Below are 24,569 nucleotides of genomic sequence, written 5' to 3' on the forward strand. Positions count from 1 at the left end.
CACCTATTTGTTCAGCGCGGGGGGGGTGCGGGGCGGGGTGATCGCGCTGGTGGCCTGGGGGGGGGGCGCCCGGCTCGGCGGCGGCCGGGGCCCCGCGACCGCGGTGAACATGGTGACCGCCTCGCTGCTGCTGTTCGTCGTCTTCTACAACGTGCTGTCCGCGGCCGTGGCCCGCCGCGAGGAGGGGGTGCTGCAGCGGTTGCGCACCGGCGAGGCCACCGACGCGGAGGTGCTGGTGTCGCTGGCGCTGCCGTCGGCCCTGGTCACCGTCGTCATGACCGGCGTGCTGGTGCTCGCCGGGTTCGCCGCGCTGGACCTGCAGCTGCCGTCCAGCCCCCTGCTGGTCCTCGCCGGCCTCCTGCTGGGCGTGGTGGCGCACTCCGCCCTGGCGCTGGTCACCGCGACGTGGACCCGGACCCTGGAGTCCGCCCAGGTCACCTCCCTGCCGGTGATCGCCGTGTGCGCCGTCGGCGGCGGGTTCGCCGTCCCCCTGGACGCGCTGCCGCCGGCGGTGGCGCGCGTCGCGGAGTTCACGCCCCTGGCGCCCGTGGTGGAGCTGCTGCGCGCCGGCTGGATCGGTGAGCCGACGTTCGCCGACGTCGCGGTGTGGACCGGGACGCTGCTGGGCTGGGTGGTCGTGGGTGTGCTGCTGGTGCGTTCCGGCTTCCGCTGGTCCCCGCGCTCCTGAGCGAGCCCGCGCTGGGAGCTGAGAGGGTTCGGGGGTGAACAGCACGGCCGGGCGCGGGTGGGCGGGGTCCTGGGGGCGCTGGTGGAGCGCCAAGGACGACGTCGAGCGCATCACCTTCTACACGCGCCACTCGTTCAGCGGTCTCGTGGCCATCGGCCCCCTGGTGGTCTTCGGCCGGGTCACCGACCCCGACGTGCTGGGCGTCCGTCCCGTCGCCGGGGTCGCCGCGCTGGTGCTGTCGGTCCTGCAGGCGGTGGTGGTGGGGCTCGTGCTCGGCCGCCTGGTCACCCGCGGTCACGTGCCGCGCTCGTCGCGGGTGCCGCTCGTCCTCACCTCGGCCGCGGCCTTCTGCGCCGGGTTCGCCATGCCCTCGCCGCAGGGCGGGGGACTGGTGCGCGTGGCCGCCGTGGTGGTGCTGTTCTGGCCGGCGGGGTTCCTGGGCGCCCGGCGCAGCGGTGCGCTGGCCCTGCTGGCCGGGACCGTCCTCATCGCGCTGAACCGCGAGGCGTTCGAGTGGCCGGGGCAGGTCCTGCTGGCCGGGCTGGTGCTGGCGGTCGTGTGCTGGTTCGCGGCCGTCACCGTGCGGCTGTCGATGTGGATCCTCGACGTCGTGCGCCGGCTCGCTTCCGCCGAGCGGGACCGCGCACGCCTTGCGGTGGCGGAGGAGCGGCTGCGCTTCGCGCGCGACCTGCACGACGTCGTCGGCCGGGACCTGTCCGCCATCGCCGTCACCAGCGACCTGGTGGCCGAGCTCGCCCGGCGGGGGCGGCCGGAGGCGGTCGATCGCGCGGAGGAGGTGCGCCGCATCGCGCAGGAGTCGCTGCGCGAGGTGCGCGAGGTGGTGCGCGGCTACCGCGGGGTGGACCTGGACGTGGAGCTGGAGGGCGCGGCGGCCCTGCTGCGCTCGGCCGGGGTGGAGTGCACCGTCACCGCCGACGCCGCCGGTGCCTCCGAGGCGGCCCGCACGGCGGCGGCGTGGGTGGTGCGGGAGGGTGTGACCAACGTGGTGCGGCACTCCTCGTCGGCGACGCGGTGCCGCATCGAGGTGAGCGGCGGGGGAGGCGGACCGGTGCGGGTGCTGATCGAGAACGACGGGGCGCCGCAGACGGTGCCCGGGAGCGGCTCGGGCCTGGTGGGACTGGCCGAGCGGCTGCGGCCGCTGGGCGGGGAGCTGACCACCGAGCGCCGCGAAGGCACCTTCGCGCTGCGCGTGGAGCTGCCGGTGGTGAGCGCGTGAGCGCCGCGGCGGGCGAGCCGATCCGGGTCCTGCTGGCCGACGACGAGAACCTCGTGCGCTCGGCGGTGGCGGGGCTGCTGCAGCTGCAGGACGACATCGACGTGGTCGCGCAGGCCGCCTCCGGTCCCGAGGCGATCGCGGTGGCCCGCAAGGAGCGCCCGCACGTGGCGGTGCTGGACCTGCAGATGCCGGGTGCGGACGGGCTCGCGGTCGCCGAGGCGGTGCACGCCGACGTGCCCGGCTGCACCACGCTGATCCTCACCAGCCACGGCCGGCCGGGTTACCTCAAGCGGGCGCTGGAGCTGGGCGTGCGGGGTTTCCTGCCCAAGACCGCCTCCGGTGCGGTGCTGGCCGACGCCATCCGCACCGTCGCCGCCGGCGGGCGCTACGTGGACCCCGAGCTGGCGGCCGACGCCATCGCGGCGGGGGAGAGCCCCCTGACGCCGCGCGAGGCCGATGTGCTGGAACTGGCCGCGGACGGTGCCGGCATCGAGGAGATCGCCGTGCGCGTCTCCCTGTCGCCGGGCACCGTCCGCAACCACCTGTCCAGCTGCGTGGGGAAGCTGGGGGTGTCCAACCGGCACGAGGCCGTCGTCGCGGCTCGCCGCGCCGGCTGGATCTGACCCCTCGGCCTCCCGGGCGGGTCAGGCCTTCGCGACCTGCACGACCGCCCACGACAGCGGCGGCAGCACGATCGTGGCCAGGCCGTCGACGATCGAGACGTCCTGCAGGGGGCGCAGGCCGACCTGGTCGTGCGAACCGGTCGCGTTGGTGGTGTGCCGGTCCTGGCCCTCGGTGGCGGCCAGCACCTTGGCGCTGACGACCTTGTCCACGTCGAAGCCGCGCAGGGACACCTCGACCGAGGCGCTCTCGGACTGGTCGCGGTTGGCCAGGAACAGCGACACGGTGGAGGTGTCGTCGTTCCAGGTGGCGCTGGCGTCCACGACGTCGACGTCGCCGAACTTGTCGGTCTCGTACTTGTCGGACGTCGTCGCGACCCGCAGCACGTCACCGGTGGCGAGGTGGCGCATCTGCTCGAACGGGTGGGCGATGGTCTGCTTCCACGCGTCCCCGCCGGCCTCGCTGCGCAGCAGGCCGATGACGTTGACCAGCTGCGCCTGGGCGCCGATGGTGACGCGGTCGGCGTGGCGCAGCAGCGAGTTCAGCAGCGTGCCGACGACGACGGCGTCGGTGATGGAGTACTCGTCCTCGATGACGCGCGGGGCGACGTCCCAGGGCTGCACGCCGGGGGCGTGGTGGGGGCGCGACTGGTACCACACGTTCCACTCGTCGAACGAGATGTTGATGCGCTTGTTGTGCTTGCCCTTCGCGCGCACCGCGTCCGCCGTGGCGACGACCTGGTCGATGAAGAGGTCCATGTCGACGGCCGAGGCGAGGAAGCTGGCGGCGTCGCCGTCGGACTCCTCGTAGTAGGCGTGGCAGGAGACGTAGTCGACCGCGTGGTACGACAGCTCCAGGACGGTGGACTCCCACTCGCCGAACGTCGGCATCGAGCGGCTGGAGGAGCCGACGGCCACGAGCTCGATGTCCGGGTCGATGGAGCGCATCGCCATGCCGGTCTCGGCGGCCAGGCGGCCGTACTCGTGGGCGGTCTTGTGACCGGTCTGCCAGGGCCCGTCCAGCTCGTTGCCCAGGCACCACAGCTTGATGTCCAGCGGGTCCTTGGTGCCGTGCGCGACGCGCAGGTCGGAGTACTTCGTGCCGGAGTTCAGGTTCGTGTACTCGAGCAGGTTGCAGGCGTCCTGCAGGCCGCGGGTTCCGAGGTTGACGGCCATCATCGTCTCGGTGCCGACCTTGCGGGCCCAGGAGTCGAACTCGGCCAGGCCGAACTGGTTCGTCTCCACCGAGCGCCACGCGCGGTCGATGCGCCGGGGGCGCTCCTCGCGCGGGCCGACGGAGTCCTCCCAGTCGAAGCCGGAGACGAAGTTGCCGCCGGGGTAGCGCACCACGGTGGGGGCGATCTGCTTCGTCAGCTCCAGGACGTCGCCGCGCAGGCCGTCCTCGTCGGCGGTGGGGTGGTCCGGCTCGAAGATGCCGGTGTACACGCAGCGGCCCATGTGCTCCACGAAGGAGCCGAACAGTCGGTGCGGGACCGGGCCGACGGTGAAGGCGGGGTCGAGGGTGAGGCGGGCGTTGCGCACGGGGGTCCTTCCTGGGGCTGTCGTGCGGGGTGGTGGGGTCGTGGGGTGGTGTGGTGGAACGCAGGGACGGGCGCGTGGCCGTGGCCGCACGCCCGTCCCGGATCAGGGTGTCACTGGCCGCCGAGGCCGGTGGTGGCGACGCCCTTGATGATCTGCCGCTGGAACAGCATGAACACGATGATGAGGGGCAGGCCCGCCAGGATGGCCGAGGCCATGACCTGCGCGTAGCGGATGCCGAAGGTGCTCTGCACCGTGACCAGGCCGACCGGCAGGGTCATGAGGTTCGGGTCCGAGGTCACGATCAGCGGCCACAGGAAGTTGTTCCAGGCGCCGATGAACACGAAGATCGCGACCGCCGCGATGATGGAGCGCGACAGCGGCATGATGATCTGCCAGAAGATGCGGAAGGTGCCGGCGCCGTCCACGCGGGCCGCCTCCTCCAGCTCCTTGGGCACGCCGTCGAAGAACTTCTTCAGGATGAAGACCATGGCGGGTGCCACCAGCTGCGGCAGGATGATGCCCCAGTAGGTGTCCACCAGGCCCATCACGATGAGCTGCTTGTACAGCGGCACGATGAGGATCTGCGGCGGCACCATGATGCCGGCCACGGTCAGGGCCAGGAGGAAGTTCTTGCCGCGGAACGAGGTGCGGGAGAACCCGTACGCGGCCAGCGCCGAGACGGCCACGGTCAGGATCGTCACGGCGATCGCGACGACCGTGGAGTTGACGAACCAGGTGATGAGGTCGTCGCTGCCCAGCACGGAGCGGTAGGCGTCCAGGGTGAACCCGGACTCCGGGATCCACTGCGGCGGCACCGCGGTGGTCTCCGCCTCGGGCTTGAGCGAGGTGTCCAGGGCCCACAGCAGCGGTGCCAGCCACAGCAGCGAGACCACGACCAGGCCCGTGACCACCAGGGCCCGGAGCCCCAGCGGGGCCTTGGGGCCGCGCTGGTCGCTCGTGCGGGAGGGGCGACGGCCGGACGTCGCCCGCGACGGTGCGAGGGTCGCCATGGTCAGTGTCCCTTCCGGTTGGTGCTGCGACGGTTGGTCAGCCAGAGCTGACCCAGCGACACCGCGATGATGAGGAGGAAGAAGAAGTACGAGATCGCCGAGGCGTAGCCCAGCCGGTAGTTCACGAAGCCGGAGTCGTAGACGTACTGCAGGATCGGTGCCGCCGCGCCCTCGGGGCCACCGGTGCCGCCGGCCCACAGGATGTAGATCTGGTCGAAGACCTTCAGCGACGCCAGGACCTGCAGGATGACCACCAGGCCGGTCGTGCGGCTCAGCAGCGGCAGCGTCATGGACACCAGGCGGCGGAACGGGCCGGCGCCGTCGATGGCGGCGGCCTCGTAGATCGACTCCGGGATGGCCTGCAGCGCGGACAGGTACAGCAGGAAGTTGAAGCCCACGGTCCACCAGACCGTGATGATCACGGTGGAGAGCAGGGCCATGTTCGGATCGGTGAGCCAGCCCACGGTGGGCAGGCCCCACTGGGCCAGCGTGTTGTTGATGAAGCCCAGGTCGTTCTGGAACAGCCACTGCCAGATGAGCACGACGGTGGCCACCGGCAGCAGGAACGGCGCGAAGAACGAGAAGCGCCACAGCCACTGGCCGCGCACGCCGGACTGCACCAGCAGCGCCATGCCCAGGGCGACGGCGACGAGCGGGATCGTGCTCATGACGGTGAACAGCAGGGTGTGGCCCAGCGTGCGCCACACCTGGGAGTCGCCGAGCAGTTCGGCGTAGTTGTCCACCCCGACGAACTGGGCGGGCTTCCCGGCGAGGCTGACGTCGAAGAAGCTCATCCCCAGGCCGTACAGGACGGGGACGATCGTGAAGAGGGCGTAGACGACGAGGAACGGCAGGACGAACCAGAAGCCGCCCCGGTTGGTCGTCAGGCTGTTCTTGGGGACGCGCTGGTCCAGCGGCCGGGCGGGCCCGGGCGAGACGGTGGACGTCGTCGTGGTGGTGGCCATGTCGGTGTCCTCCTCAGACCGGGCTCGGGGTGGCGAGCTGCTTGTTCAACCACGCCTCGAGCTGGTCGACGGCTTCGTCGGGCGTGATGCTCTGCAGGTGCAGCGCGGCCAGGATCTGGCCGGCCTGCCCCATCAGGGAGGACCCCGAACCGGAGAAGTACGCGTCCGGGTCGAAGGCGATCTTGTCGGCCGCCCCGCGGTAGTTGGACTGCGGCGTCAGCGCCAGGTACTCCTGGGACTCGCTGACCGGGCCGTAGGCGGGGATGTGCCCGCCCTCGCCCCACGACAGGGAGTTCTTCAGCGCCGAGGCGACGAAGAGGTAGGCGTTGCGCCGGCTCTCCTCGTCCAGGTCGCGCTGGCGCGGCAGGACGAAGCTGTGGCCGTCGCCGCGCACCGCCGCGGTGCCGTACAGCTGCGGGAACTCCTGCATGGAGAACGGCGTGCCCGTGGTGAGGAAGGTGCTGACCTCCCACTCGCCGGTCAGCAGGAGGCCGGCCTGGTTGGAACCGAACACCGCGATGGCGCCGGCGGCGTCGGCCGTCTGCGAGACGGCCTCGCCGTCGGTGAACTCCTGCATGAAGGTCAGGACCTCGACCATCTTGGCGCGGTCGAACTGCGCGGTGCCGCCCGGGGGCAGCTCCAGGGTCCCGCCGTTCTGGCTGTACAGCGTCCAGAACAGCATCCAGTTCACGAAGGCGTCCGCGGCGGCGTAGGCGATGCCGTTGCCCCCGGTGACCTCGGCGCAGCGCCGGCCGAACTCGATGAGGTCCTGCGGGCTGGTGATGGGCTTCAGGCTCCCGTCGGCCTCCAGCAACCCGGCCTGCGCGCAGATGTCCGTGTTGTAGAAGAGCACGAAGGGGTGCGAGTCCAGCGGGACGGCGAACAGTTCGCCGTTCACGGTGGCCTTGCGCCACAGGGGAGCGGGGAAGTCGGCCTCGGTGATGCCCAGCCCGGCCAGCTCGTCCAGGTCGAACGGCTCCAGCAGGTGCTCGGCGAACGTGGGCAGCCGCGACAGGTGCATGGACGCCACGTCCGGCGGCCGGCCGCCGGCCGCCGCCATCGCCAGCTTCGTGTAGTACGGCGAGCCCCAGGCCAGCGTCGTGGCCGTCACGTCGACCTCGGGGTGCTCGGCGCGGAAGGCGTCGACCAGGCCGATCATGCGCAGGCCGTCGCCGCCGGCGAAGAAGTTCCAGTACTGCAGGGACGACTCCGCGCCCACCGCCGTGAGCGGTGTGGCGCAAGAGCTCAGGACGCCCGTGCCCGCCAGTCCGGCAGTCAGAGCGGTGCCGCGCAGGAACGCGCGGCGAGATGGTGCGGTCACCCTCGACCTCCTTCTTGCAACGTTGGAAGAGAAGGTGCCACGGCGTCGACCGCAGGTCAAGCCGTCCGGGAGGGCGCGGAGTGTGTCACGATCGACACATGCCAGCGACCCGAGCGACGACGCTGAAGGACGTCGCCGCAGCGGCCGGCGTCTCGATCAAGACGGTCTCCAACGTCGTCAACGACCACCCCCACGTGCGCCCGGAGATGCGCGAGCGGGTCCGCGCCTTCATCGAGCAGCTGGACTACCGCCCCAACGGGATGGGGAGGCAGCTGCGCCAGGGCCGCAGCGGCCTGATCGCGCTGGCCATCCCGCACGTCACGAGCCCCTACTACGGCGAGCTCACCGGCGCCCTGGTCGACGCCGCCCGCAGGCGCGGGCTGACCCTGCTCGTCGAGCAGACCGACGCCGACCCCGACCGCGAGCGCCAGGCCGCCGAGGGGTTCGGGGTGCGCATGGTCGACGGGCTGGTGTTCGTCCCCCTGAACATCCCCACCGGGGTGCTCGCCGGGCGGCGCGACCGCACCCCCGCGGTGCTCATCGGGGAGAACGGCGAGGGGGCCGGCGCCGACCGCGTCACCATCGACTCCACCGCCATCGGGGAACTGGCCACCACCCACCTGCTCCAGCTCGGCCGCCGGCGCGTCGCGTTCCTCGGCGACAAGGACGCGGAGCGATCCCCGGTGCTCGCCCAGCGCGTCGCCGGCTACCGCCGGGCGCTGCAGCGGGCCGGGATCGAGGTCGACCCGCAGCTCCTGCGGCCGACGCCCGAGTGGGAGCGCGGGCACGGCCACGACGCCGTGGTGGAACTGCTGACCGCCCGCCCGGACGTCGACGCGATCTTCGCCGCCAACGACCTGCTCGCCTTCGGCGCCCTGCACGCCCTGCGCCGCCTGGGTCGCCGGGTGCCCGAGGACGTCGCGGTCGTCGGGGTCGACGACGTCGAGGAGTCGCGCTTCTGCGCACCCACCCTCACCACCGTCGCCATCGACCGCACCTCGATCGCCGAGCAGGCCCTGGCGCTGCTGGCCGAGCGGCTCGACGGCCTCGACGTCGCGCCGCGGGTCCTCACCGCCGAGCACCGCCTCGTGGTGCGGGAGAGCACCGGGGGCTGACGGGCGCACTCGTGCCCACCCGCCCCGTCGGGCAGGATCGCGCCGTGCGAGCCGTGCAGATCACCGCCACGGGCGGCCCGGAGGTCCTCACCCTCGTCGAGGTGCCGGAGCCGGAGCCGGGCCCCGGGCAGGTCCTCGTGGCCGTCGAGGCCGCGGGCGTGAACTTCATCGACACCTACCGCCGCAGCGGGGTCTACCCGCTCGACCTGCCCGCCGTGCTCGGCAGCGAGGGCGCCGGCCGCGTCGTGCGCGCCGGCGAGGGCGTCGAGGGGTTCGCCCCCGGCGACCTCGTGGCGTGGAAGGAGGGGAGCGGCAGCTACGCCGAACGGGCCCTGGTCGCCGCCGACGAGCTGGTCCCCGTGCCCGCCGGCGTCGACGCGCGCACCGCGGCGGCCGTCCTGCTGCAGGGGCTGACCGCGCACTACCTGGCCACCGACACGTTCCGCGTCACCGAGGGCACCTGGGCGCTCGTGCACGCCGCCGCCGGCGGGGTGGGCCTGCTGCTGACGCAGCTGGTGCGGCTGCGCGGCGGGCGGGTGCTCGCGACCACCTCCACGCAGGACAAGGCGGAGCCGGCGCTCGCCGCCGGCGCCGAGGAGGTCGTGCCCTACGCCGACGCCGCCCGGCGCGCCCGCGAGCTGACCGGCGGCCGGGGCGTGGACGTCGTCTACGACGGCGTCGGGAAGGACACCTTCGACGCGTCGCTGAGCGCGCTGCGCCCGCGCGGCCTGCTGGCCCTGTACGGCGGTTCGTCCGGGCAGGTGCCGCCGTTCGACGTGCAGCGCCTCAACGCCGCCGGCTCGCTGTTCCTGACCCGGCCCACCCTGGCCTCGTACACGCAGGACCGCGCCGAGCTGCTGGCGCGCACCGAGGAGCTGTTCGGGTGGGTCGCGGACGGGCGCCTGCGGGTGCGGATCGGCGGCACCCACCCGCTGGAGCGGGCCCGCCGAGCCCACGAGGAGCTCCAGGGCAGGCGCACGACGGGCAAGCTCCTGCTGGTGCCCTGAGCGGGGCGCGCGCCCGGGGCCCTCAGCCTCGGCCGGAGAGCACGCAGAACTCGTTGCCCTCGGGGTCGGCCAGCACGACCCAGCTCACCCGGCGGTGCTGGCCGACGTCCACCGGGCGGGCCCCGGCCTCGCGGGCCGCCAGCACGACGCGGTCCTGCCCCGGCGGCGGGGAGGTCGGGCGCACGTCCAGGTGCCAGCGGTTCTTCACCGCGTGCGCGGTGGTGGTGCGCACGAACTCCAGGTAGGGGCCGGTGCGGCCGTCGCGCAGCGCCGCGGCCGCCGGGTCCGAGCGCGCCGGCTCCCAGCCGGTCAGCGGGGCCCAGAAGGCCGCCAGCGCCTGCGGGCGCAGCGCCTGCACGACGATCGCCGCCACCCGCCCGCACCCCTCGTACTGCGGGCGCGGGTCGAGCACGCAGAACTCGTTGCCCTCGGGATCGGCGAGCACCACCCACGGCGCGTCGCCCTGCCCCACGTCGGCGCGCCGGGCGCCGGCGTCCAGCAGGAACTGCACCGTCTGGCGCTGGTCGGCGGGGGAGGAGGTGTCCAGGTCCAGGTGGACGCGGTTGGGGCCCCGCTTGGGCTCGCGCACCGGCACGAACACCAGCGGCACCCCCGGCTCGCCCTCGGGCGGGTCCACGTCCACCTCCCCGGCGTCGGCGTGGCCCAGGCGCCAGTCCAGCGCCCGCGCCCACCAGCGCGCCAGGGACCCGGGCTCGGCCGCGTCGACCGTCACCGAGGCCAGCCGCGACCCCGCCCCCGGTGCGACCGGCCGACCGGGGACCACGGGCCTACTGCCCGCGGCCGGTCTGCTGCTGCAGCTCGTCGATGAGCTCGGAGGCGTGCGCCTTCGTCAGGTCGTCCGGCAGCTCGCGGCCGGCCTCGCGGGCGAGGGTCTCCAGGTAGCTCTTCTGCGGGCCGGTCATCGGCTCGTCGCCGGTGACCCAGGTCTCCGGGTCCTTCTCGGCGCTCCGGGCGGGGTCGGGGGTCTGGTCCTCGCTGCTGTTCTCGCTCACGGGGCCGACGCTACGACCCGGGTGCGACACGCGCCCGGCGAGCGGCGCGAGCCGCTCGCCCCAGCCGTCCCGGCACCGGGCGAGCGCCCGGGGCGCCACCCGCCCGCGGACCCGCCCGAGGCGGGCTGCGCCCTAGGATCGGGCCATGACCCACGTCCTGTCCGCGGTGGCCTGGCCCTACGCCAACGGCCCCCGCCACATCGGCCACGTCGCCGGCTTCGGCGTCCCCTCCGACGTGTTCAGCCGGTACATGCGGATGGCGGGTCACGACGTCCTCATGGTCTCCGGCACCGATGAGCACGGCACACCGATCCTCGTGCAGGCCGAGCAGGAGGGCGTGAGCCCGCAGGAGCTGGCGGACCGCTACAACCGGGTCATCGCCGAGGACCTGCACGGGCTGGGCCTGTCCTACGACCTGTTCACCCGCACCACCACGCGCAACCACTACGCGGTCGTGCAGGAGATGTTCCGCACCGTGCACCGCAACGGGTACATGGTGGCGAAGAAGGGCATGGGGGCCATCTCCCCGTCCACCGGGCGCACCCTGCCGGACCGCTACGTGGAGGGCACCTGCCCGATCTGCGGCTTCGACGGCGCCCGCGGCGACCAGTGCGACAACTGCGGCAACCAGCTCGACGCGATCGAGCTGAAGAACCCCCGCAGCCGCATCAACGGCGAGACGCCCGTGTTCGTCGAGACCGAGCACTTCTACCTCGACCTGCCCGCCCTGGCCGAGGCCCTGGGGTCCTGGTTGCAGACCCGCGCCGACACCGGCCGCTGGCGCCCCAACGTGCTGAAGTTCTCCCAGAACCTGCTCGCGGACATGAAGCCGCGGGCCATGACCCGCGACATCGACTGGGGCATCCCGGTGCCGCTGGCCGGCTGGGAGGACAACCCCGCCAAGCGGCTGTACGTGTGGTTCGACGCCGTCATCGGCTACCTGTCGGCGTCGGTGGAGTGGGCCCGCCGCTCCGGCGACGACGACGCGTGGAAGGCGTGGTGGACCGACCCGGCCGCCGAGTCGTACTACTTCATGGGCAAGGACAACATCACCTTCCACTCCCAGATCTGGCCGGCCGAACTGCTGGCCTACGACGGGAAGGGCGCGCAGGGCGGCGAGCCGGGCCCGTTCGGCGCGCTGAACCTGCCCAGCGAGGTCGTCGCCAGCGAGTTCCTCACCATGGAGGGCAAGCAGTTCTCCTCCAGCCGCGGCGTGGTCATCTACGTGCGCGACGTGCTGGCCCGCTACCAGCCGGACGCGTTGCGGTACTTCATCTCCGCCGCCGGGCCGGAGAACAACGACGCCGACTTCACCTGGCGGGAGTTCGCCACCCGCACCAACTCCGAGCTGGTCGCCGGGTGGGGCAACCTCGTCAACCGCACCGCCAGCCTCATCGCCAAGAACGTCGGCTCCATCCCCGAGCGCGGCGAGCTCACCGACGCCGACCGGGCGCTGCTGACCACCACCGCCGGCGGGTTCGGCGACGTCGGCGCCCTCATCGAGGCGCACCGGCAGCGCGCGGCGATCGGCGAGGCGATGCGCGTGGTCGGCGAGGTGAACAAGTACCTCACCGAGCAGGAGCCCTGGAAGATCAAGAACTCCGACCCGGAGCGGATGCGCTCGGTGCTGCACGTCACGGCGCAGGCCGTCTCGGACTGCCGCACCCTGCTGTCGCCGTTCCTGCCGCACTCGGCGCAGGCGGTGCACGAGGCCCTGGGCGGCACCGGCACCGTCTCGCCGATGCCGCAGCTGCGCGAGGTCACCGACCTCGACGACGCCTCGCGCTCGTACCCGGTGCTCACCGGCGACTACCGCCGCGGCGGGACCCTGCCGCAGTGGGCGTCGCACCCGGTGGTGCCCGGCACGCCCGTCGCGGCGCCGAAGCCCGTCTTCACCAAGCTCGACGTCGACGCGGTGGTCGAGCAGGAGCACCACCGGCTGCGGGGCGAGGACCCCGACGCCGGGTGAGCCCGCGCGAGGGCTCCCGGCCGCCGGCACCGGAACCGCTGCCGGTGCCGGTGGCCGACAACCACACCCACCTGGACTCCGAGGTCTCCGAGGCCGAGGTCGCCGCGCTGCTGGCGGCGGCCTCGGCGGCCGGGGTGCCGCGCTCGGTGCAGATCGGCTGCGACCTGCCCGCGGCCCGCTGGACGGTCGAGGCCGTCGACCGGCACCCGCAGCTGCTGGGCGGGGTGGCGATCCACCCCAACGAGGTGCCGGGCCTGGCCGAGCGCGGCGAGCTGGGCGCGGCGCTGGCCGAGGTCCGCGAGCTCGCCCACCACCCCCGCGTGCGGGTGGTGGGCGAGACGGGGCTGGACTTCTTCCGCACCCCGCCGCACCAGTGGCACCTGCAGGAGGAGTCGTTCCGCGCGCACATCGCCCTCGCCAAGGAGCTGGGCCTGGCGCTGCAGATCCACGACCGCGACGCCCACGACGCGGTCCTGCGCGTGCTGGCCGAGGAGGGCGCGCCCGAGCGCACGGTCTTCCACTGCTTCTCCGGGGACGCGGCGATGGCGCGCGCGTGCGCCGAGGCCGGCTACTACCTCTCCTTCGCCGGGACGGTGACCTTCAAGAACGCCGAGCCGCTGCGCGAGGCGCTGCGCGTCGCCCCCCGCGAGCGGATCATGGTGGAGACCGACGCCCCGTACCTGACGCCGGTGCCGCACCGGGGCCGGCCCAACGCCGGCTACCTCGTCCCGCTCACCGTGCGGGCGATGGCCGAGGTGCTCGGCGCGGACCTGGAGCAGCTGTGCGCCCAGCTCGCCGCCACCACGGAGGACGTCTACGGCCCCTGGTGAGCTGCCTCACACCCCCGGGCCCCGCGGCGGGGCCCGGGCGGGCCGCGGGGCGCCGCCGGAGCCGCTGCGCTGCAGCGCTGACGGCGGCGAGCGGCCGGGTTCCGGCCGGCCGGCCCACCGTGATCACCGAGGGTCACCGCGCTTGAGCGGTCACGGGAACTTGTCGAAGCGGTCTCAGCGCGGTTACGTTCCCGCGCAGTCGGCCGGATCGAGCAGGCCGGGCGCCACGACCGACGTGGGGGACGGGGGTCCCCCTCACACCGGCCCGCGCCCGCGCTCGTGCCCGGGAAGCACGTCGAAGGATCCCTCGTGCAGTTGCGCAACCTCCTCCCCGCCACGTCCCGCACGCTCCGCCTGGCCGCCGGGGGCACCGCCCTCGTCGCCGTCGTGGGCGGCACGGTGGCCTTCACCGCCCTGGACAAGGACGTCACCCTCGACGCCGACGGCGCCCGCACCGAGCTGAGCGTCTTCGGCGGCACCGTCGCCGACGTGCTGGAGTCCGAGGGCGTCGAGATCGGCCCCCACGACATCGTCGCCCCCGCCGTCGGCACCGAGGTGAGCGACGGCACCGAGATCGTCGTGCGCTACGGCCGGCAGCTGACCCTCACGGTCGACGGCGAGCAGCAGACCTACTGGACCACCGCCCGCACCGTCGACGAGGCCCTCGCCGACCTCGACGTGCGCGCCGACGGGGCCAGGCTGTCCGCCTCCCGCTCGCAGCCCCTGGGCCGCGACGGCCTGGCGCTGGACGTGGTCACCCCCAAGGCCGCCGTGGTCGTGGCCGACGGGCAGGAGCGCCCGGTGACCACCACCGCCACCGACGTCGCCGCCCTGCTCGCCGAGACCGGGGTGCAGGTCCGCGAGGGCGACGAGGTGTCCGTGGACACCGCGGCGCGCGTGACCCCCGAGATGCGCGTGCAGGTCGTTCGCGTGGACCGCTCGCAGAGCACCGAGCAGGTCGCGATCGCCCACGGCAGCCGCACCGAGCAGACCGACGCCCTCTACCAGGGCGAGCGGGAGGTCGTCACGCAGGGCGTGGACGGCTCCAAGACCGTCACCTTCGACGACGTCTTCCGCGACGGCGTGCGCGTCTCGCACGACGCCGTGGCCGAGACCGTCGACGTCCAGCCCGTCGAGCAGGTCGTGCGGGTCGGCACGAAGGCCAAGCCCGCCCCCGCGCCCGCCGCGGCGAGCAGCTCCTCCTCGTCCTCCGGGGGTGGCTCCGTCGGCGGTGGCGTGGACTCGCTGAACTGGTCGGCGCTGGCGCAGTGCGAGTCCGGCGGCGACCCGACCATCGTCTCCGCCAGCGGCAAGTACCACGGCCTGTACCAGTTCAGCGTCGCCACCTGGAACGCCGTCGGCGGCAGCGGCCTGCCCAGCCAGGCCTCGGCCTCGGAGCAGACCTACCGGGCCAAGCTGCTCTACCAGCGCTCCGGTGCCGGACAATGGCCCACGTGCGGCAAGCGCCTCTGACCACGACCACCAGGACCACCGGCCCGGCCACGCGCCCGGTGGGCTCCGCGACGACCCGCGCGACGGGGGACCCGTGTCCCTGCTGAGCGCCGGCGACGTCCGCGAGCTCGCCGGGCGCCTGGGCGTGCGGCCCACCAAGACCCTCGGGCAGAACTTCGTCGTCGACGCCAACACGGTGCGCCGCATCGTGCGCGTCGCCGACCTCGAACCCGGCGACGTCGTCGTCGAGGTCGGCCCCGGGCTGGGCTCCCTGACCCTGGCCCTGCTGGAGGTCGTCGACCGGGTCGTCGCCGTCGAGATCGACCCCGTGCTGGCCGCGGAGCTGCCGGCCACCGTCGCCGCCCGCGCCCGGCCCGGCACCGAGCTGGACGTCGTGCTGGCCGACGCCGTGTCCGTCGACGAGCTGCCCGGTCCCGAGCCCACCGCGCTGGTGGCGAACCTGCCCTACAACGTGGCCGTGCCCGTGCTGCTGTCCATGCTGGCGCGCTTCCCGTCCCTGCGGCACGGCCTGGTCATGGTGCAGTCCGAGGTGGCCGACCGCCTCGTGGCGCCGCCCGGCAGCCGCACCTACGGCATCCCCAGCGTCAAGACCGCCTGGTACGCGCAGGCCCGCCGCGCCGGTGCCGTGCCGCCACCCGTCTTCTGGCCGGTGCCGCGCGTGGACTCCGGGCTGGTGGCCTTCACCCGTCGCCCGGCCCCGGAGACCACCGCCACCCGCGAGGAGGTCTTCGCCGTCGTGGACGCCGCCTTCGCCCAGCGCCGCAAGACCCTGCGCGCGGCGCTGACCGGCTGGGCCGGCTCGGCGCCCGGTGCCGAGCGGGCGCTGCGCGCCGCCGGCGTCGACCCGGCCGCCCGCGGTGAGCAGCTCGACGTCGCCGCCTTCGCCCGGATCGCGGCGCACCGTCCCGTCGGCGGCACGCCGTAGGGTCTGGTGCCGTGCTCAGCGCTCCCGCGCAGGCGGCCGTCACCGCCCGCGCCCCGGCCAAGGTCAACCTCCTGCTGGAGGTCGGCCCGCTGCGCGACGACGGCTACCACGACCTGCTCACCGTCTTCCAGGCCCTGGACCTGGCCGAGGACGTCACCGCCACCGCCGCCGACGGCTTCTCCGTGCAGGTGCGGGGGGCCGCGGGCGTCGACGTCACCGGGGTGCCGCTGGACGAGCGCAACCTCGCCCTGCGCGCCGCCCTGCTGCTGGCCGAGCGCACCGGGGTGCGCGGCGGGGTCCACCTGGAGGTCCGCAAGGGCGTGCCCGTGGCCGGCGGGATGGCCGGCGGGTCCGCCGACGCCGCCGCCGCCCTGGTCGCCTGCGACGCGCTGTGGCAGACGCACCTGGGGCTGGAGGCGCTGGGGGAGCTGGGTGCCGAGCTCGGCGCCGACGTGCCCTTCTGCCTGCACGGGCGCACCGCCGTGGGCACCGGCCGCGGCGACCGCCTGGTGCCCGTGCTGACCGCGGCCCCCTTCCACTGGGTGCTCGTGCTCGCCGGCCGCGGGCTGTCCACCCCCGCGGTGTTCGCCGAGTGCGACCGGCTGCGGGAGGCCTCGGGGCTGCCCGTGCCCGAGGCCGACGCCGGGGAGCGGCTGCGCGCGGTGGAGGCCGCGCTGCGCTCGGGGGACCCCGCCGCCCTGGGCGCCGCCCTGGCCAACGACCTGCAGGAGGCCGCCTGCTCGCTGGCCCCCGAGCTGTCCGGGACCCTCGCCGCCGGGGCCGCCGCCGGCGCCCTGACCGGCCTCGTCTCCGGCTCCGGGCCCACCGTCGCCCTGCTGGCGGCCTCCGCGCCGCACGCCCGGCGCCTGGCCGAGGCGCTGCGCCCCGCCCTGGGCGAGCGGGTGCGCACCGCCACCGGCCCCGTGCCCGGCGCGCGCGTGCTCGAAGCCGTCCGCGCGCGCTGACGCACCGCCCCACCACCCGCAGCACGCCCGCCCCGCAGCACCCACCGCACCACACCCCTCTGGAGGAGCACCGTGCCCGCAGCCAACCTGGTCAGCGCCGAGGCCCTGACCGTCGTGCACGGCTCGCGCACGCTGCTCGACCGCGTGTCGCTCGGCGTGTCCGAGGGCGACCGCATCGGCGTCGTCGGCCGCAACGGGGACGGCAAGTCCACCCTGCTGCGCCTGCTGACCAAGCAGCAGGAGCCCGACGGCGGCCGCGTCACCCACACCGGCGGGCTGCGGCTGGGGATGCTTTCGCAGTCCGACCCGCTGCCGCCCGGGGCCACCGTGCGCGAAGCGGTCCTCGGCGACGCCGCGGAGCACGCCTGGGCCTCGCAGTCGCGCGTGCGCGACGTCGTCGCCGGCCTGCTGGGCGACCTGGACGCCTCCGACGTCGGCGGACTCGACACCGTCGTGTCGACCCTGTCCGGAGGGCAGCGCCGCCGCGTCGCCCTGGCCGGCCTGCTGGCCGCCGACCCCACGGGCGAGGGCGACCTCCTCGTGCTCGACGAGCCCACCAACCACCTCGACGTCGAGGGCGTGGACTGGCTGGCCCGGCACCTGCGCACCCGCTGGGCGCAGGGGTCCGGGGCGCTGCTCGTCGTCACCCACGACCGGTGGTTCCTGGACGCGGTGTGCGAGCGCGTCTGGGAGGTCCACGACGGGGTCGTCGACCCCTACGACGGCGGCTACGCCGCCTACGTGCTCACCCGCGCCGAGCGGGCGCGGGTGGCGGCCGTCACCGAGGAGCGCCGGCAGAACCTGCTGCGCAAGGAGCTGGCCTGGCTGCGCCGCGGGGCACCGGCCCGCACGAGCAAGCCCCGCTTCCGCATCGACGCCGCCAACGCCCTCATCGAGGACGTGCCGCCGCTGCGCGACTCCGTGGAGCTGGCCAGGATGGCCACGACCCGCCTGGGCAAGGACGTCGTCGACCTCGAGGACGTCTCGCTGTCCTACGGGCCCCGGCGGCTGCTCGACCACGTCACCTGGCGGCTGGGCCCCGGGGACCGCGTCGGGGTGGTCGGGGTCAACGGCGCCGGCAAGTCCACCGTGCTGGGGCTGGTGAACGGCACCGTCCTGCCGGACACCGGGCGGGTCAAGCGCGGCAAGACCGTCGTCGTCGCCACCCTCTCGCAGGAGGTGCGCGAGCTCGACGAGGTCGGCGAGCTGCGCGCGCTGGAGGCCGTGGACAAGGTCGCCAGCCACGTGCGCCTGGGGGACCGCGACGTGCCCGCCGGCCAGCTGCTGGAGCGCCTGGGCTTCACCGCCCAGCGCGCCTGGACGCGCGTGGACGACCTCTCCGGCGGCGAGCGCCGCCGCCTGCAGCTGCTGCGCCTGCTCATGGCCGAGCCCAACGTGCTGCTGCTGGACGAGCCCACCAACGACCTGGACACCGACACCCTCGCCGCGGTGGAGGACCTGCTGGACGGCTGGCCGGGGACCCTGGTCGTCGTCAGCCACGACCGCTACCTGCTGGAGCGCATCACCGACCGGCAGGTGGCCCTGCTGGGGGACGGCACGGTGCGCGACCTGCCCGGCGGGGTCGAGGAGTACCTGCAGCGCCGGGCCGCGGCCAAGGCGGCGCAGGTCGCGGCACCGGCGGGCGGCGCGGCCGCCGTCGCGGCCGGCGCGGCAGGCGGGCGCCCCGCCGCCGACGGGGCGGCGGTGCGCGCGGCCCGCAAGGAGATGGCGCGGGTGGAGCGGCAGCTGGACAAGCTCGCCCGCACCGAGGAGCGCCTGCACGCCGAGCTCGCCGAGCGCGCCACCGACGCCGGCGCCGTCACGGAGCTCGACGGCAGGCTGCGCGCGCTCGTCGCCGAGCGCGAGGAGCTGGAGCAGGTGTGGCTGGAGGTGTCCGAGGTCGTCGAGTGAGCCGTTGCGGCGAACGGGTGAACCCGTACGGGCACGCAGCAGGGTCTTCCCGTGACCGTGGCCGCTTCCCTTGCGCCGTCCAGGTGGCGTTCCCCTACGCTGTGCCGGGCCGCGACGTGCCATGGGGGTGGACCGCGCGGTCAGGCCGGTGAACCGGCGTTCCGTTCGAGAGTCCAGGGGGGACTTTGAGCATCAGCGACGCGACCGGACGCAAGACCGACCCGGGGGAGCTGGAGGACCGGCTCCTGGGGACCTCGCCAGCGGAGGAGCACGTCGACGCGGCACGCCGCGAGCGCCTCCTGGTGCCGCGCCAGCACTCCTCGCTGGGCGCCTCCGAGCGCACACCCGCGTGGCAGCGCGCGTACGTGCAGCGGATCGCCGTGCAGGACGCCGCCGTGGCGGCCCTCGCCGCCTGCCTCGGCTTCTTCGCCCGGTTCAACGGCCAGCCGGTGGACCTCGGCGCCACCTCCGGCCGGGCCGTCGTGGCCTGCACGGTGCTGCTGCCCGTCATCTGGGTGGTGGCCATGGGCGCCTTCCGCACCTACGAGCCGCGCTTCCTGGGGGTCGGCTCGGAGGAGTTCCACCGCGTGCTGTCGGCGGCGCTGGCCGTCGTCGCCCTCGTCGGCACCTCCTCGTGGGCGTTCAGCCTCGACGTCGCCCGCGGCTACGTCGTCGTCGCCCTGCCGCTGGCCACGCTGCTGACCCTCGTGGCCCGCTACGCCACCCGGCGCAAGCTGCACGAGCGCCGCTCGCGCGGCGAGGCCGGGCAGAGCGTCGTGGCCGTGGGTCACCGCGCCGCCGTGGCCGGCATGGCCCGCTCGCTGCACCGCGCCTCCTACCACGGCATGCGCATCGTGGGCGCCTGCGTGCCCGGCGGGAAGGGCAGCGCGCTGGACGACGCCGAGCTGACCGAGCTCGGCATCCCCGTCATCGGCAGCCTGGAGGAGGTGCGCCACGCCGTCACCAGCGTCGACGCCGACGTCGTGGCCGTCACCGCCTGCCCGGAGCTGGACGGGGCCGCGCTGCGCCGGCTCGGCTGGGAGCTGGAGGCCACCCGCGCCGACATGGTCGTCGCCCCGGCGCTGACCGAGGTCATCGGCCCGCGCGTGGCCATCCGCCCCGTGTGCGGGCTTCCGCTGCTGCACGTGGAGCGCCCGGAGCTGAACGGCGTGCGCCGCCTGGCCAAGACCACCGTCGACCGCACGGCGGCCGCCGCGGCGCTGGTGCTGCTCAGCCCGGTGCTGCTGGCCGTCGCGCTGCTGATCAAGCTCGACAGCAAGGGCCCGGTGTTCTTCAAGCAGCAGCGCGTCGGCAAGGACGGCCGGCTCTTCCCGATGTTCAAGTTCCGCTCGATGGTCACCGACGCGGAGAAGCTGCTCATCGACCTGCGCGAGGCCACCGACGGCAACGGCGTGCTGTTCAAGATGAAGGTCGACCCGCGCATCACCCGGGTGGGACGCGTCATGCGCCGCTACTCCGTGGACGAGCTGCCGCAGCTGATCAACGTGCTGCGCGGCGAGATGTCGCTGGTCGGGCCGCGCCCCCCGCTGCAGGCCGAGGTCGACAAGTACGGCCACGACATGCGCCGGCGCCTGCTGGTCAAGCCGGGCCTGACCGGCCTGTGGCAGATCAACGGCCGCTCGGACCTGGACTGGGCCGAGTCGGTGCGCCTGGACGTGCGCTACGTGGAGAACTGGTCGTTCACGTTCGACTTCATGATCCTGTGGAAGACCGCCGGCGCGGTCCTGCGGGGCCGCGGCGCCTACTGACGTCCGCGCTCCGGATCCCGCACCGGCCCCTGCACCGCTCCGGTGCGGGGGCCGGTGCGCGTCAGCCGGGTGCGCCCGGCGCCTCGAACGGGGCCGCCACCCGGCGCAGCAGCGTGGCCAGCGAGCGGCGCTCCCGCCCGTCCAGCACGGCGAGCATCCGGTGCTCGGCGCGCACCAGGTCCGCCAGGGCCGCGTCGACGACCGCGCTGCCCTCCGCCGTCAGCCGCACCCGCACGCTGCGCCCGTCGTCGGGGTCCGGGCGGCGCTGCACCAGGCCCCGCCCGGCCAGGCGGTCCACCCGGTTCGTCATGGTGCCGCTGGTCACCAGGGTCTGGACGACCAGCTGCCCGGGGGACAGCTCGTGCGGGGCGCCGGCCCGGCGCAGCGCGGCCAGGACGTCGAACTCCCACGTCTCCAGGGCGTGCGCGGCGAAGGCGTCGCGCCGCAGCCGGTCCAGGTGCCGGGCCAGGCGCGCGACCCTCGAGAGGACCTCCAGCGGCTCCACGTCCAGCTGCGGCGTCTCGCGCCGCCACGCCGCGACGATGAGGTCGACCTCGTCGGCGGGCGGCTGAGCACCCGGGGACCGGCCTGCGTCGCGTGCCACGGCAGCGACTCTAGGGCGTGCCGGGGGATTGCCCGCCGGGCTCCTCCGGCGGGGCGGCGGGCCCGGCGCCCCCGCGCTCGCGCGCCGGCAGCCGGGGGGAGCGCTCCAGGCCCCGCAGCCCGTTCCAGGCCAGGTTCACCAGGTGGGCGGCCACCTCCTCCTTCGGCGGCTCCCGGGTGTCCAGCCACCACTGGCCGGTCACCGCCACCATGCCGACCAGCCCCTGCGCGTACAGCGAGGCCGTCTGCGGGGGGAAGCCGCGCGCGGCGAACGCGTCGACGAGCAGGTGCTCCACCTGCCGGGCGATGTCGGAGATGAGGCTGGCGAAGGTGCCGGTGGAACCGGCCGCGGGGGAGTCGCGCACGAGGATCCGGAAGCCGTCGGTGGAGCCCTCGATGTAGTCCAGCAGGGCGGTGATGGAGCGCTCCAGCCGGGTGCGCGGGCTGCCCCGCCCGGACAGCGCGCCGGTGATCGCCGACAGCAGGGCCGCGATCTCGCGGTCCACCACGACCGCGTACAGGCCCTCCTTGCCGCCGAAGTGCTCGTAGACCAGGGGTTTGGACACCCCGGCGCGGGCGGCGATCTCCTCCACCGTCGTGCCCTCCACGCCGCGCTCGGCGAACAGGGCGCGGCCGATGCCGATGAGCTGCTCGCGGCGCTCGCCACCGGTCATGCGGGAACGGGGGCGAGGGGGCACCCGCCCATCCTGCCCCGCGCGCCGGGGCGCGCGCCGACCGGGTGAGCGCGCGGGCGGGGCGGACCCCGGTGCGGGGGCTGGCAGGATGGCCCCGTGCCGCCCGTCCCGCGGGCCGGCGCGCACTCCCGGGTGGTGTAACGGCAGCACGGCGGGTTTTGGTCCCGTCCAGTAGGGGTTCGAATCCTCTCCCGGGAGCGTGGCGGGGTGGTCGGCCGGGCGCGGCGGGGCCGTTATCCTCGGGACGGCTGGGCCGGATCGCCGGTCCGGTCCTCCGCCGCCCCGAGCCCGCGAGGAGCGCGTCCCGCGTGAGCACAGCCGACACCACCGACCCGACCGCCGCACCCCCGCCCGGTCCCGCCGATCCGGCGCCCGCCGCCGTGGTGGTCCTCGCAGCCGGTGAGGGCACCCGGATGAAGTCGCAGCTGCCCAAGGTCCTGCACCCCCTCGGGGGCCGCCCGCTGGTCGGGCACGCCCTCGCCGCCGCGCGCGCCACCGGACCGCAGCACCTCGCCGTGGTGCTGCGCCACCAGGCCGAGCGGGTCGCCGAGGCCGTCCGCGCCGGTGACCCCGACGTCGTGGTGGCCCTGCAGGACGAGGTGCCCGGCACCGGCCGCGCCGTGCAGTGCGGCCTGGACGCCCTGCCCGCCGACCTGGCCGGCACCGTCGTGGTCACCTACGGGGACGTGCCGCTGCTGGGGGCGGCCACGCTGCGCCGCCTGGTCGCCGCCCACGTCGCCGGCGGCAACGCCATGACCGTCCTGACCGCCGAGCTGGCCGACCCGACCGGCTACGGGCGGGTGCTGCGCGACGCCGCGGGGGTCAGCGCGATCGTGGAGCAGAAGGACGCCACCGAGGAGCAGCGCGCGGTGCGCGAGGTCAACTCGGGCGTGTACGCGTTCGACGCGGCCGCGCTGCGCCGGGCGCTGGGCCGGGTGGGTCGCGACAACGCCGCCGGGGAGGTGTACCTGACGGACGTGCTCGGCCTGCTGCGCGCGGACGGCCTGCGGGTCGAGGCGCTGGCGGTGCAGGACGAGTGGGAGATCCGCGGCGTCAACGACCGGCTGCAGCTGGCGGAGCTGTCCGCCGAGGCGAACGCCCGCACCCTGCGCCGCTGGATGCTCGCGGGCGTCACCGTCACCGACCCCCGCACCACGTGGGTGGACGCGGACGTGGAGCTGGCGGCGGACGTGACGCTGCTGCCGGGGGTGCAGCTGCACGGGCGCACCCGCGTCGCCGGCGGTGCCGTGGTCGGCCCGGACTGCACCCTCACCGACGTCGAGGTCGGTGCCGGTGCGGTCGTCGAGCGCACCCACGGCAGCTCCGCGGTCCTGGGCGAGGGCACGCGCGTGGGTCCCTTCGCCTACCTGCGCCCGGGCACCCGGCTGGGGGCCGACGGCAGGATCGGCACGTTCGTGGAGACGAAGAACGCCGAGATCGGGCGCGGCTCGAAGGTCCCGCACCTGACGTACGTGGGGGACGCCACGATCGGCGAGCACTCCAACATCGGTGCCAGCTCCGTCTTCGTGAACTACGACGGGGTCGGCAAGTCGCGCACCACCATCGGCGACCACGTGCGCATGGGGTCGGACACCATGTACGTCGCGCCGGTGACGGTCGGCGACGGCGCCTACTCCGGCGCCGGCACCGTCATCCGCAAGGACGTCCCGGCGGGGGCCCTGGCGCTCAGCGTCGCGCCGCAGCGCAACGTCGAGGGCTGGACGGTGCGCCACCGCCCCGGGACGGCGGCCGCCGAGGCGGCGCTGCGCGCCGGGGCACCGGGTGCCGACGGCGCGGGCACCACGAGCACCACCCCGAGCACCACCACCAGCAGCACGAGCAGCACGGACGCCACCGAGGGCACCGGAGCGACCACCGAGGGCAGGGAGCAGCAGCCATGACCGGCATCACCACCCAGGGCGAGAAGCGGATGGTGCTCATCTCCGGGCGCGCGCACCCGGAGCTCGCGCAGGAGGTGTCCTCCGCGCTGGGCGCGGAGCTGGTGCCCACGAGCGCCTACGACTTCGCGAACTCCGAGATCTACGTGCGCTTCGAGGAGAGCGTGCGCGGCGCCGACGCGTTCGTCATCCAGAGCCACACCGCGAACGTCAACCAGTGGATCATGGAGCACCTGATCATGGTGGACGCGCTCAAGCGCGCGTCCGCCAAGCGGATCACCGTGGTCGCCCCGTTCTACGGGTACGCCCGCCAGGACAAGAAGGGCCGCGGGCGCGAGCCGATCTCCGCGCGCCTGGTGGCGGACATGTTCAAGACCGCCGGCGCGGACCGGCTCATGTCGGTGGACCTGCACACCGCGCAGATCCAGGGCTTCTTCGACGGCCCGGTGGACCACCTGTGGGCGCTGCCGATCCTGGCCGACCAGATCGGCAAGCGCGTCGACCGCTCCAACCTCACGATCGTGTCCCCCGACGCCGGCCGGGTGCGGGTCGCGGACCTGTGGTCGGACCGGCTGGGCGCGCCGCTGGCGATCATCCACAAGCGGCGCGACCCCAGCGTCCCCAACCAGGTCAAGGTCCACGAGGTCGTCGGTGACGTGGAGGGCCGCACCTGCGTCCTGGTCGACGACCTCATCGACACCGCGGGCACGATCGTGCAGGCCGCCGAGGCGCTGAAGGCCAACGGCGCCTCCGACGTCATCGCGACCGCGACCCACGCGGTGCTGTCCGGTCCGGCGGTGGACCGGCTGAAGAACTCCCCGATCTCCGAGCTCGTGGTGACCAACACCCTGCCGATCGCCGAGGCGCAGCGCTTCCCGCAGTTGACGGTCCTGTCGATCGCCCCGCTGCTGGCGCGCGCCATCCGCGAGGTGTTCGACGACGGCTCGGTCACCAGCCTCTTCGACGGCCACAGCTGACGGGCGGCGGGGTCCCGCCGGGGACCCCGCGCGCGG

General features: G+C 74.5%; 22 protein-coding genes and 1 tRNA gene. 15 read left to right on the top strand and 8 right to left on the bottom strand.

Translation table 11 applies throughout. The annotated features are described in order from the left end of the window. The 3 genes from ACRYR9_RS12235 to ACRYR9_RS12245 form a co-directional block, all read left to right on the top strand. Positions 1–688 (top strand): ABC transporter permease (locus tag ACRYR9_RS12235; protein WP_432540194.1); only part of this gene is annotated, 688 nt, incomplete at its 5' end. A gap of 34 nt (positions 689–722) precedes the next feature. After that, positions 723–1,925, top strand: a complete 1,203-nt coding sequence (locus ACRYR9_RS12240) for a sensor histidine kinase (RefSeq protein WP_432490964.1) — start codon at positions 723–725, stop codon at positions 1,923–1,925. Then, complete coding sequence (locus tag ACRYR9_RS12245; RefSeq protein ID WP_432490962.1) at positions 1,922–2,548, top strand: response regulator; 627 nt, start codon at positions 1,922–1,924, stop codon at positions 2,546–2,548. The genes ACRYR9_RS12240 and ACRYR9_RS12245 overlap by 4 nt, the downstream gene beginning before the upstream one ends. Positions 2,549–2,569: 21 nt before the next feature. On the opposite strand, the gene arfA is transcribed toward ACRYR9_RS12245, so the two are convergent. From arfA to ACRYR9_RS12265, 4 genes are all read right to left on the bottom strand, one after another. After that, complete coding sequence (gene arfA, locus ACRYR9_RS12250) at positions 2,570–4,087, bottom strand: arabinosylfuranosidase ArfA (RefSeq protein ID WP_432490960.1); 1,518 nt, start codon at positions 4,085–4,087, stop codon at positions 2,570–2,572. 110 nt (positions 4,088–4,197) lie between these two features. Further along, positions 4,198–5,097: a carbohydrate ABC transporter permease gene (locus ACRYR9_RS12255; RefSeq protein WP_432490958.1), complete on the bottom strand. Its 900-nt coding sequence runs from the start codon at positions 5,095–5,097 to the stop codon at positions 4,198–4,200. A gap of 2 nt (positions 5,098–5,099) precedes the next feature. Continuing rightward, a complete protein-coding gene (locus ACRYR9_RS12260) occupies positions 5,100–6,062 on the bottom strand; it encodes a carbohydrate ABC transporter permease (RefSeq protein WP_432490956.1) in 963 nt (320 codons plus the stop codon). Between the two features lie 13 nt (positions 6,063–6,075). Further along, the gene (locus ACRYR9_RS12265) at positions 6,076–7,383 is read right to left on the bottom strand and encodes an extracellular solute-binding protein (RefSeq protein ID WP_432490954.1); all 1,308 of its coding nucleotides are present in this window, start codon (positions 7,381–7,383) and stop codon (positions 6,076–6,078) included. Positions 7,384–7,481: 98 nt separating this feature from the next. On the opposite strand from ACRYR9_RS12265, the gene ACRYR9_RS12270 reads away from it, so the two are divergent. Continuing rightward, positions 7,482–8,498, top strand: coding sequence for a LacI family DNA-binding transcriptional regulator (locus ACRYR9_RS12270; protein ID WP_432490952.1), 1,017 nt, complete (start codon positions 7,482–7,484; stop codon positions 8,496–8,498). A gap of 44 nt (positions 8,499–8,542) precedes the next feature. Next, positions 8,543–9,505, top strand: coding sequence for a quinone oxidoreductase family protein (locus ACRYR9_RS12275; RefSeq protein ID WP_432490950.1), 963 nt, complete (start codon positions 8,543–8,545; stop codon positions 9,503–9,505). 22 nt (positions 9,506–9,527) lie between these two features. Here ACRYR9_RS12275 and ACRYR9_RS12280 read toward each other — a convergent pair whose 3' ends face one another. Together ACRYR9_RS12280 and ACRYR9_RS12285 are read right to left on the bottom strand one after the other, a co-directional pair. Continuing rightward, positions 9,528–10,238 (bottom strand): VOC family protein, encoded by a 711-nt coding sequence (locus tag ACRYR9_RS12280; RefSeq protein ID WP_432490948.1) that lies wholly within the window; start codon positions 10,236–10,238, stop codon positions 9,528–9,530. Positions 10,239–10,293: 55 nt separating this feature from the next. Further along, entirely contained in the window at positions 10,294–10,518 is a 225-nt protein-coding gene (locus ACRYR9_RS12285; protein WP_432490946.1) for a DUF3072 domain-containing protein, read from the bottom strand. A 145-nt stretch (positions 10,519–10,663) separates the two neighbouring features. Here ACRYR9_RS12285 and metG point away from each other — a divergent pair, with 145 nt between their 5' ends. The 7 genes from metG to ACRYR9_RS12320 all read left to right on the top strand — a co-directional run bounded on the left by metG (position 10,664) and on the right by ACRYR9_RS12320 (position 20,360). After that, positions 10,664–12,487 (top strand): methionine--tRNA ligase, encoded by a 1,824-nt coding sequence (gene metG, locus ACRYR9_RS12290; RefSeq protein ID WP_432490944.1) that lies wholly within the window; start codon positions 10,664–10,666, stop codon positions 12,485–12,487. Next, positions 12,484–13,317 (top strand): TatD family hydrolase, encoded by an 834-nt coding sequence (locus tag ACRYR9_RS12295; RefSeq protein ID WP_432490942.1) that lies wholly within the window; start codon positions 12,484–12,486, stop codon positions 13,315–13,317. The genes metG and ACRYR9_RS12295 overlap by 4 nt, the downstream gene beginning before the upstream one ends. A gap of 309 nt (positions 13,318–13,626) precedes the next feature. After that, positions 13,627–14,790, top strand: a complete 1,164-nt coding sequence (locus ACRYR9_RS12300) for a ubiquitin-like domain-containing protein (RefSeq protein ID WP_432490940.1) — start codon at positions 13,627–13,629, stop codon at positions 14,788–14,790. 73 nt (positions 14,791–14,863) lie between these two features. Beyond that, the gene (gene rsmA, locus ACRYR9_RS12305) at positions 14,864–15,715 is read left to right on the top strand and encodes a 16S rRNA (adenine(1518)-N(6)/adenine(1519)-N(6))-dimethyltransferase RsmA (RefSeq protein ID WP_432490938.1); all 852 of its coding nucleotides are present in this window, start codon (positions 14,864–14,866) and stop codon (positions 15,713–15,715) included. Between the two features lie 11 nt (positions 15,716–15,726). Beyond that, positions 15,727–16,680 carry a 4-(cytidine 5'-diphospho)-2-C-methyl-D-erythritol kinase gene (locus tag ACRYR9_RS12310; RefSeq protein ID WP_432490936.1) on the top strand — a complete coding sequence of 318 codons (954 nt, stop codon included), beginning with the start codon at positions 15,727–15,729 and terminating at the stop codon, positions 16,678–16,680. Positions 16,681–16,752: 72 nt separating this feature from the next. Continuing rightward, a complete protein-coding gene (locus ACRYR9_RS12315) occupies positions 16,753–18,591 on the top strand; it encodes an ABC-F family ATP-binding cassette domain-containing protein (RefSeq protein ID WP_432490934.1) in 1,839 nt (612 codons plus the stop codon). A gap of 185 nt (positions 18,592–18,776) precedes the next feature. Further along, positions 18,777–20,360, top strand: coding sequence for a sugar transferase (locus ACRYR9_RS12320; RefSeq protein ID WP_432509304.1), 1,584 nt, complete (start codon positions 18,777–18,779; stop codon positions 20,358–20,360). A 61-nt stretch (positions 20,361–20,421) separates the two neighbouring features. On the opposite strand, the gene ACRYR9_RS12325 is transcribed toward ACRYR9_RS12320, so the two are convergent. After that, a complete protein-coding gene (locus ACRYR9_RS12325; RefSeq protein WP_432490932.1) occupies positions 20,422–20,964 on the bottom strand; it encodes a MarR family winged helix-turn-helix transcriptional regulator in 543 nt (180 codons plus the stop codon). Positions 20,965–20,974: 10 nt separating this feature from the next. Beyond that, positions 20,975–21,637 (bottom strand): TetR/AcrR family transcriptional regulator, encoded by a 663-nt coding sequence (locus tag ACRYR9_RS12330; protein WP_432491176.1) that lies wholly within the window; start codon positions 21,635–21,637, stop codon positions 20,975–20,977. 147 nt (positions 21,638–21,784) lie between these two features. On the opposite strand from ACRYR9_RS12330, the gene ACRYR9_RS12335 reads away from it, so the two are divergent. The 3 genes from ACRYR9_RS12335 to ACRYR9_RS12345 all read left to right on the top strand — a co-directional run bounded on the left by ACRYR9_RS12335 (position 21,785) and on the right by ACRYR9_RS12345 (position 24,533). Then, positions 21,785–21,856, top strand: a tRNA-Gln gene (locus ACRYR9_RS12335). 215 nt (positions 21,857–22,071) lie between these two features. Further along, the gene (gene glmU / locus ACRYR9_RS12340; RefSeq protein WP_432491174.1) at positions 22,072–23,559 is read left to right on the top strand and encodes a bifunctional UDP-N-acetylglucosamine diphosphorylase/glucosamine-1-phosphate N-acetyltransferase GlmU; all 1,488 of its coding nucleotides are present in this window, start codon (positions 22,072–22,074) and stop codon (positions 23,557–23,559) included. Further along, positions 23,556–24,533 carry a ribose-phosphate diphosphokinase gene (locus ACRYR9_RS12345; RefSeq protein WP_432490930.1) on the top strand — a complete coding sequence of 326 codons (978 nt, stop codon included), beginning with the start codon at positions 23,556–23,558 and terminating at the stop codon, positions 24,531–24,533. Before glmU ends, ACRYR9_RS12345 begins: the two co-directional genes overlap by 4 nt. The last annotated feature ends 36 nt before the right edge of the window (positions 24,534–24,569 follow it).

The organism is Kineococcus auxinigenes, from assembly GCF_050871525.1.
GTDB lineage: Bacteria > Actinomycetota > Actinomycetes > Actinomycetales > Kineococcaceae > Kineococcus.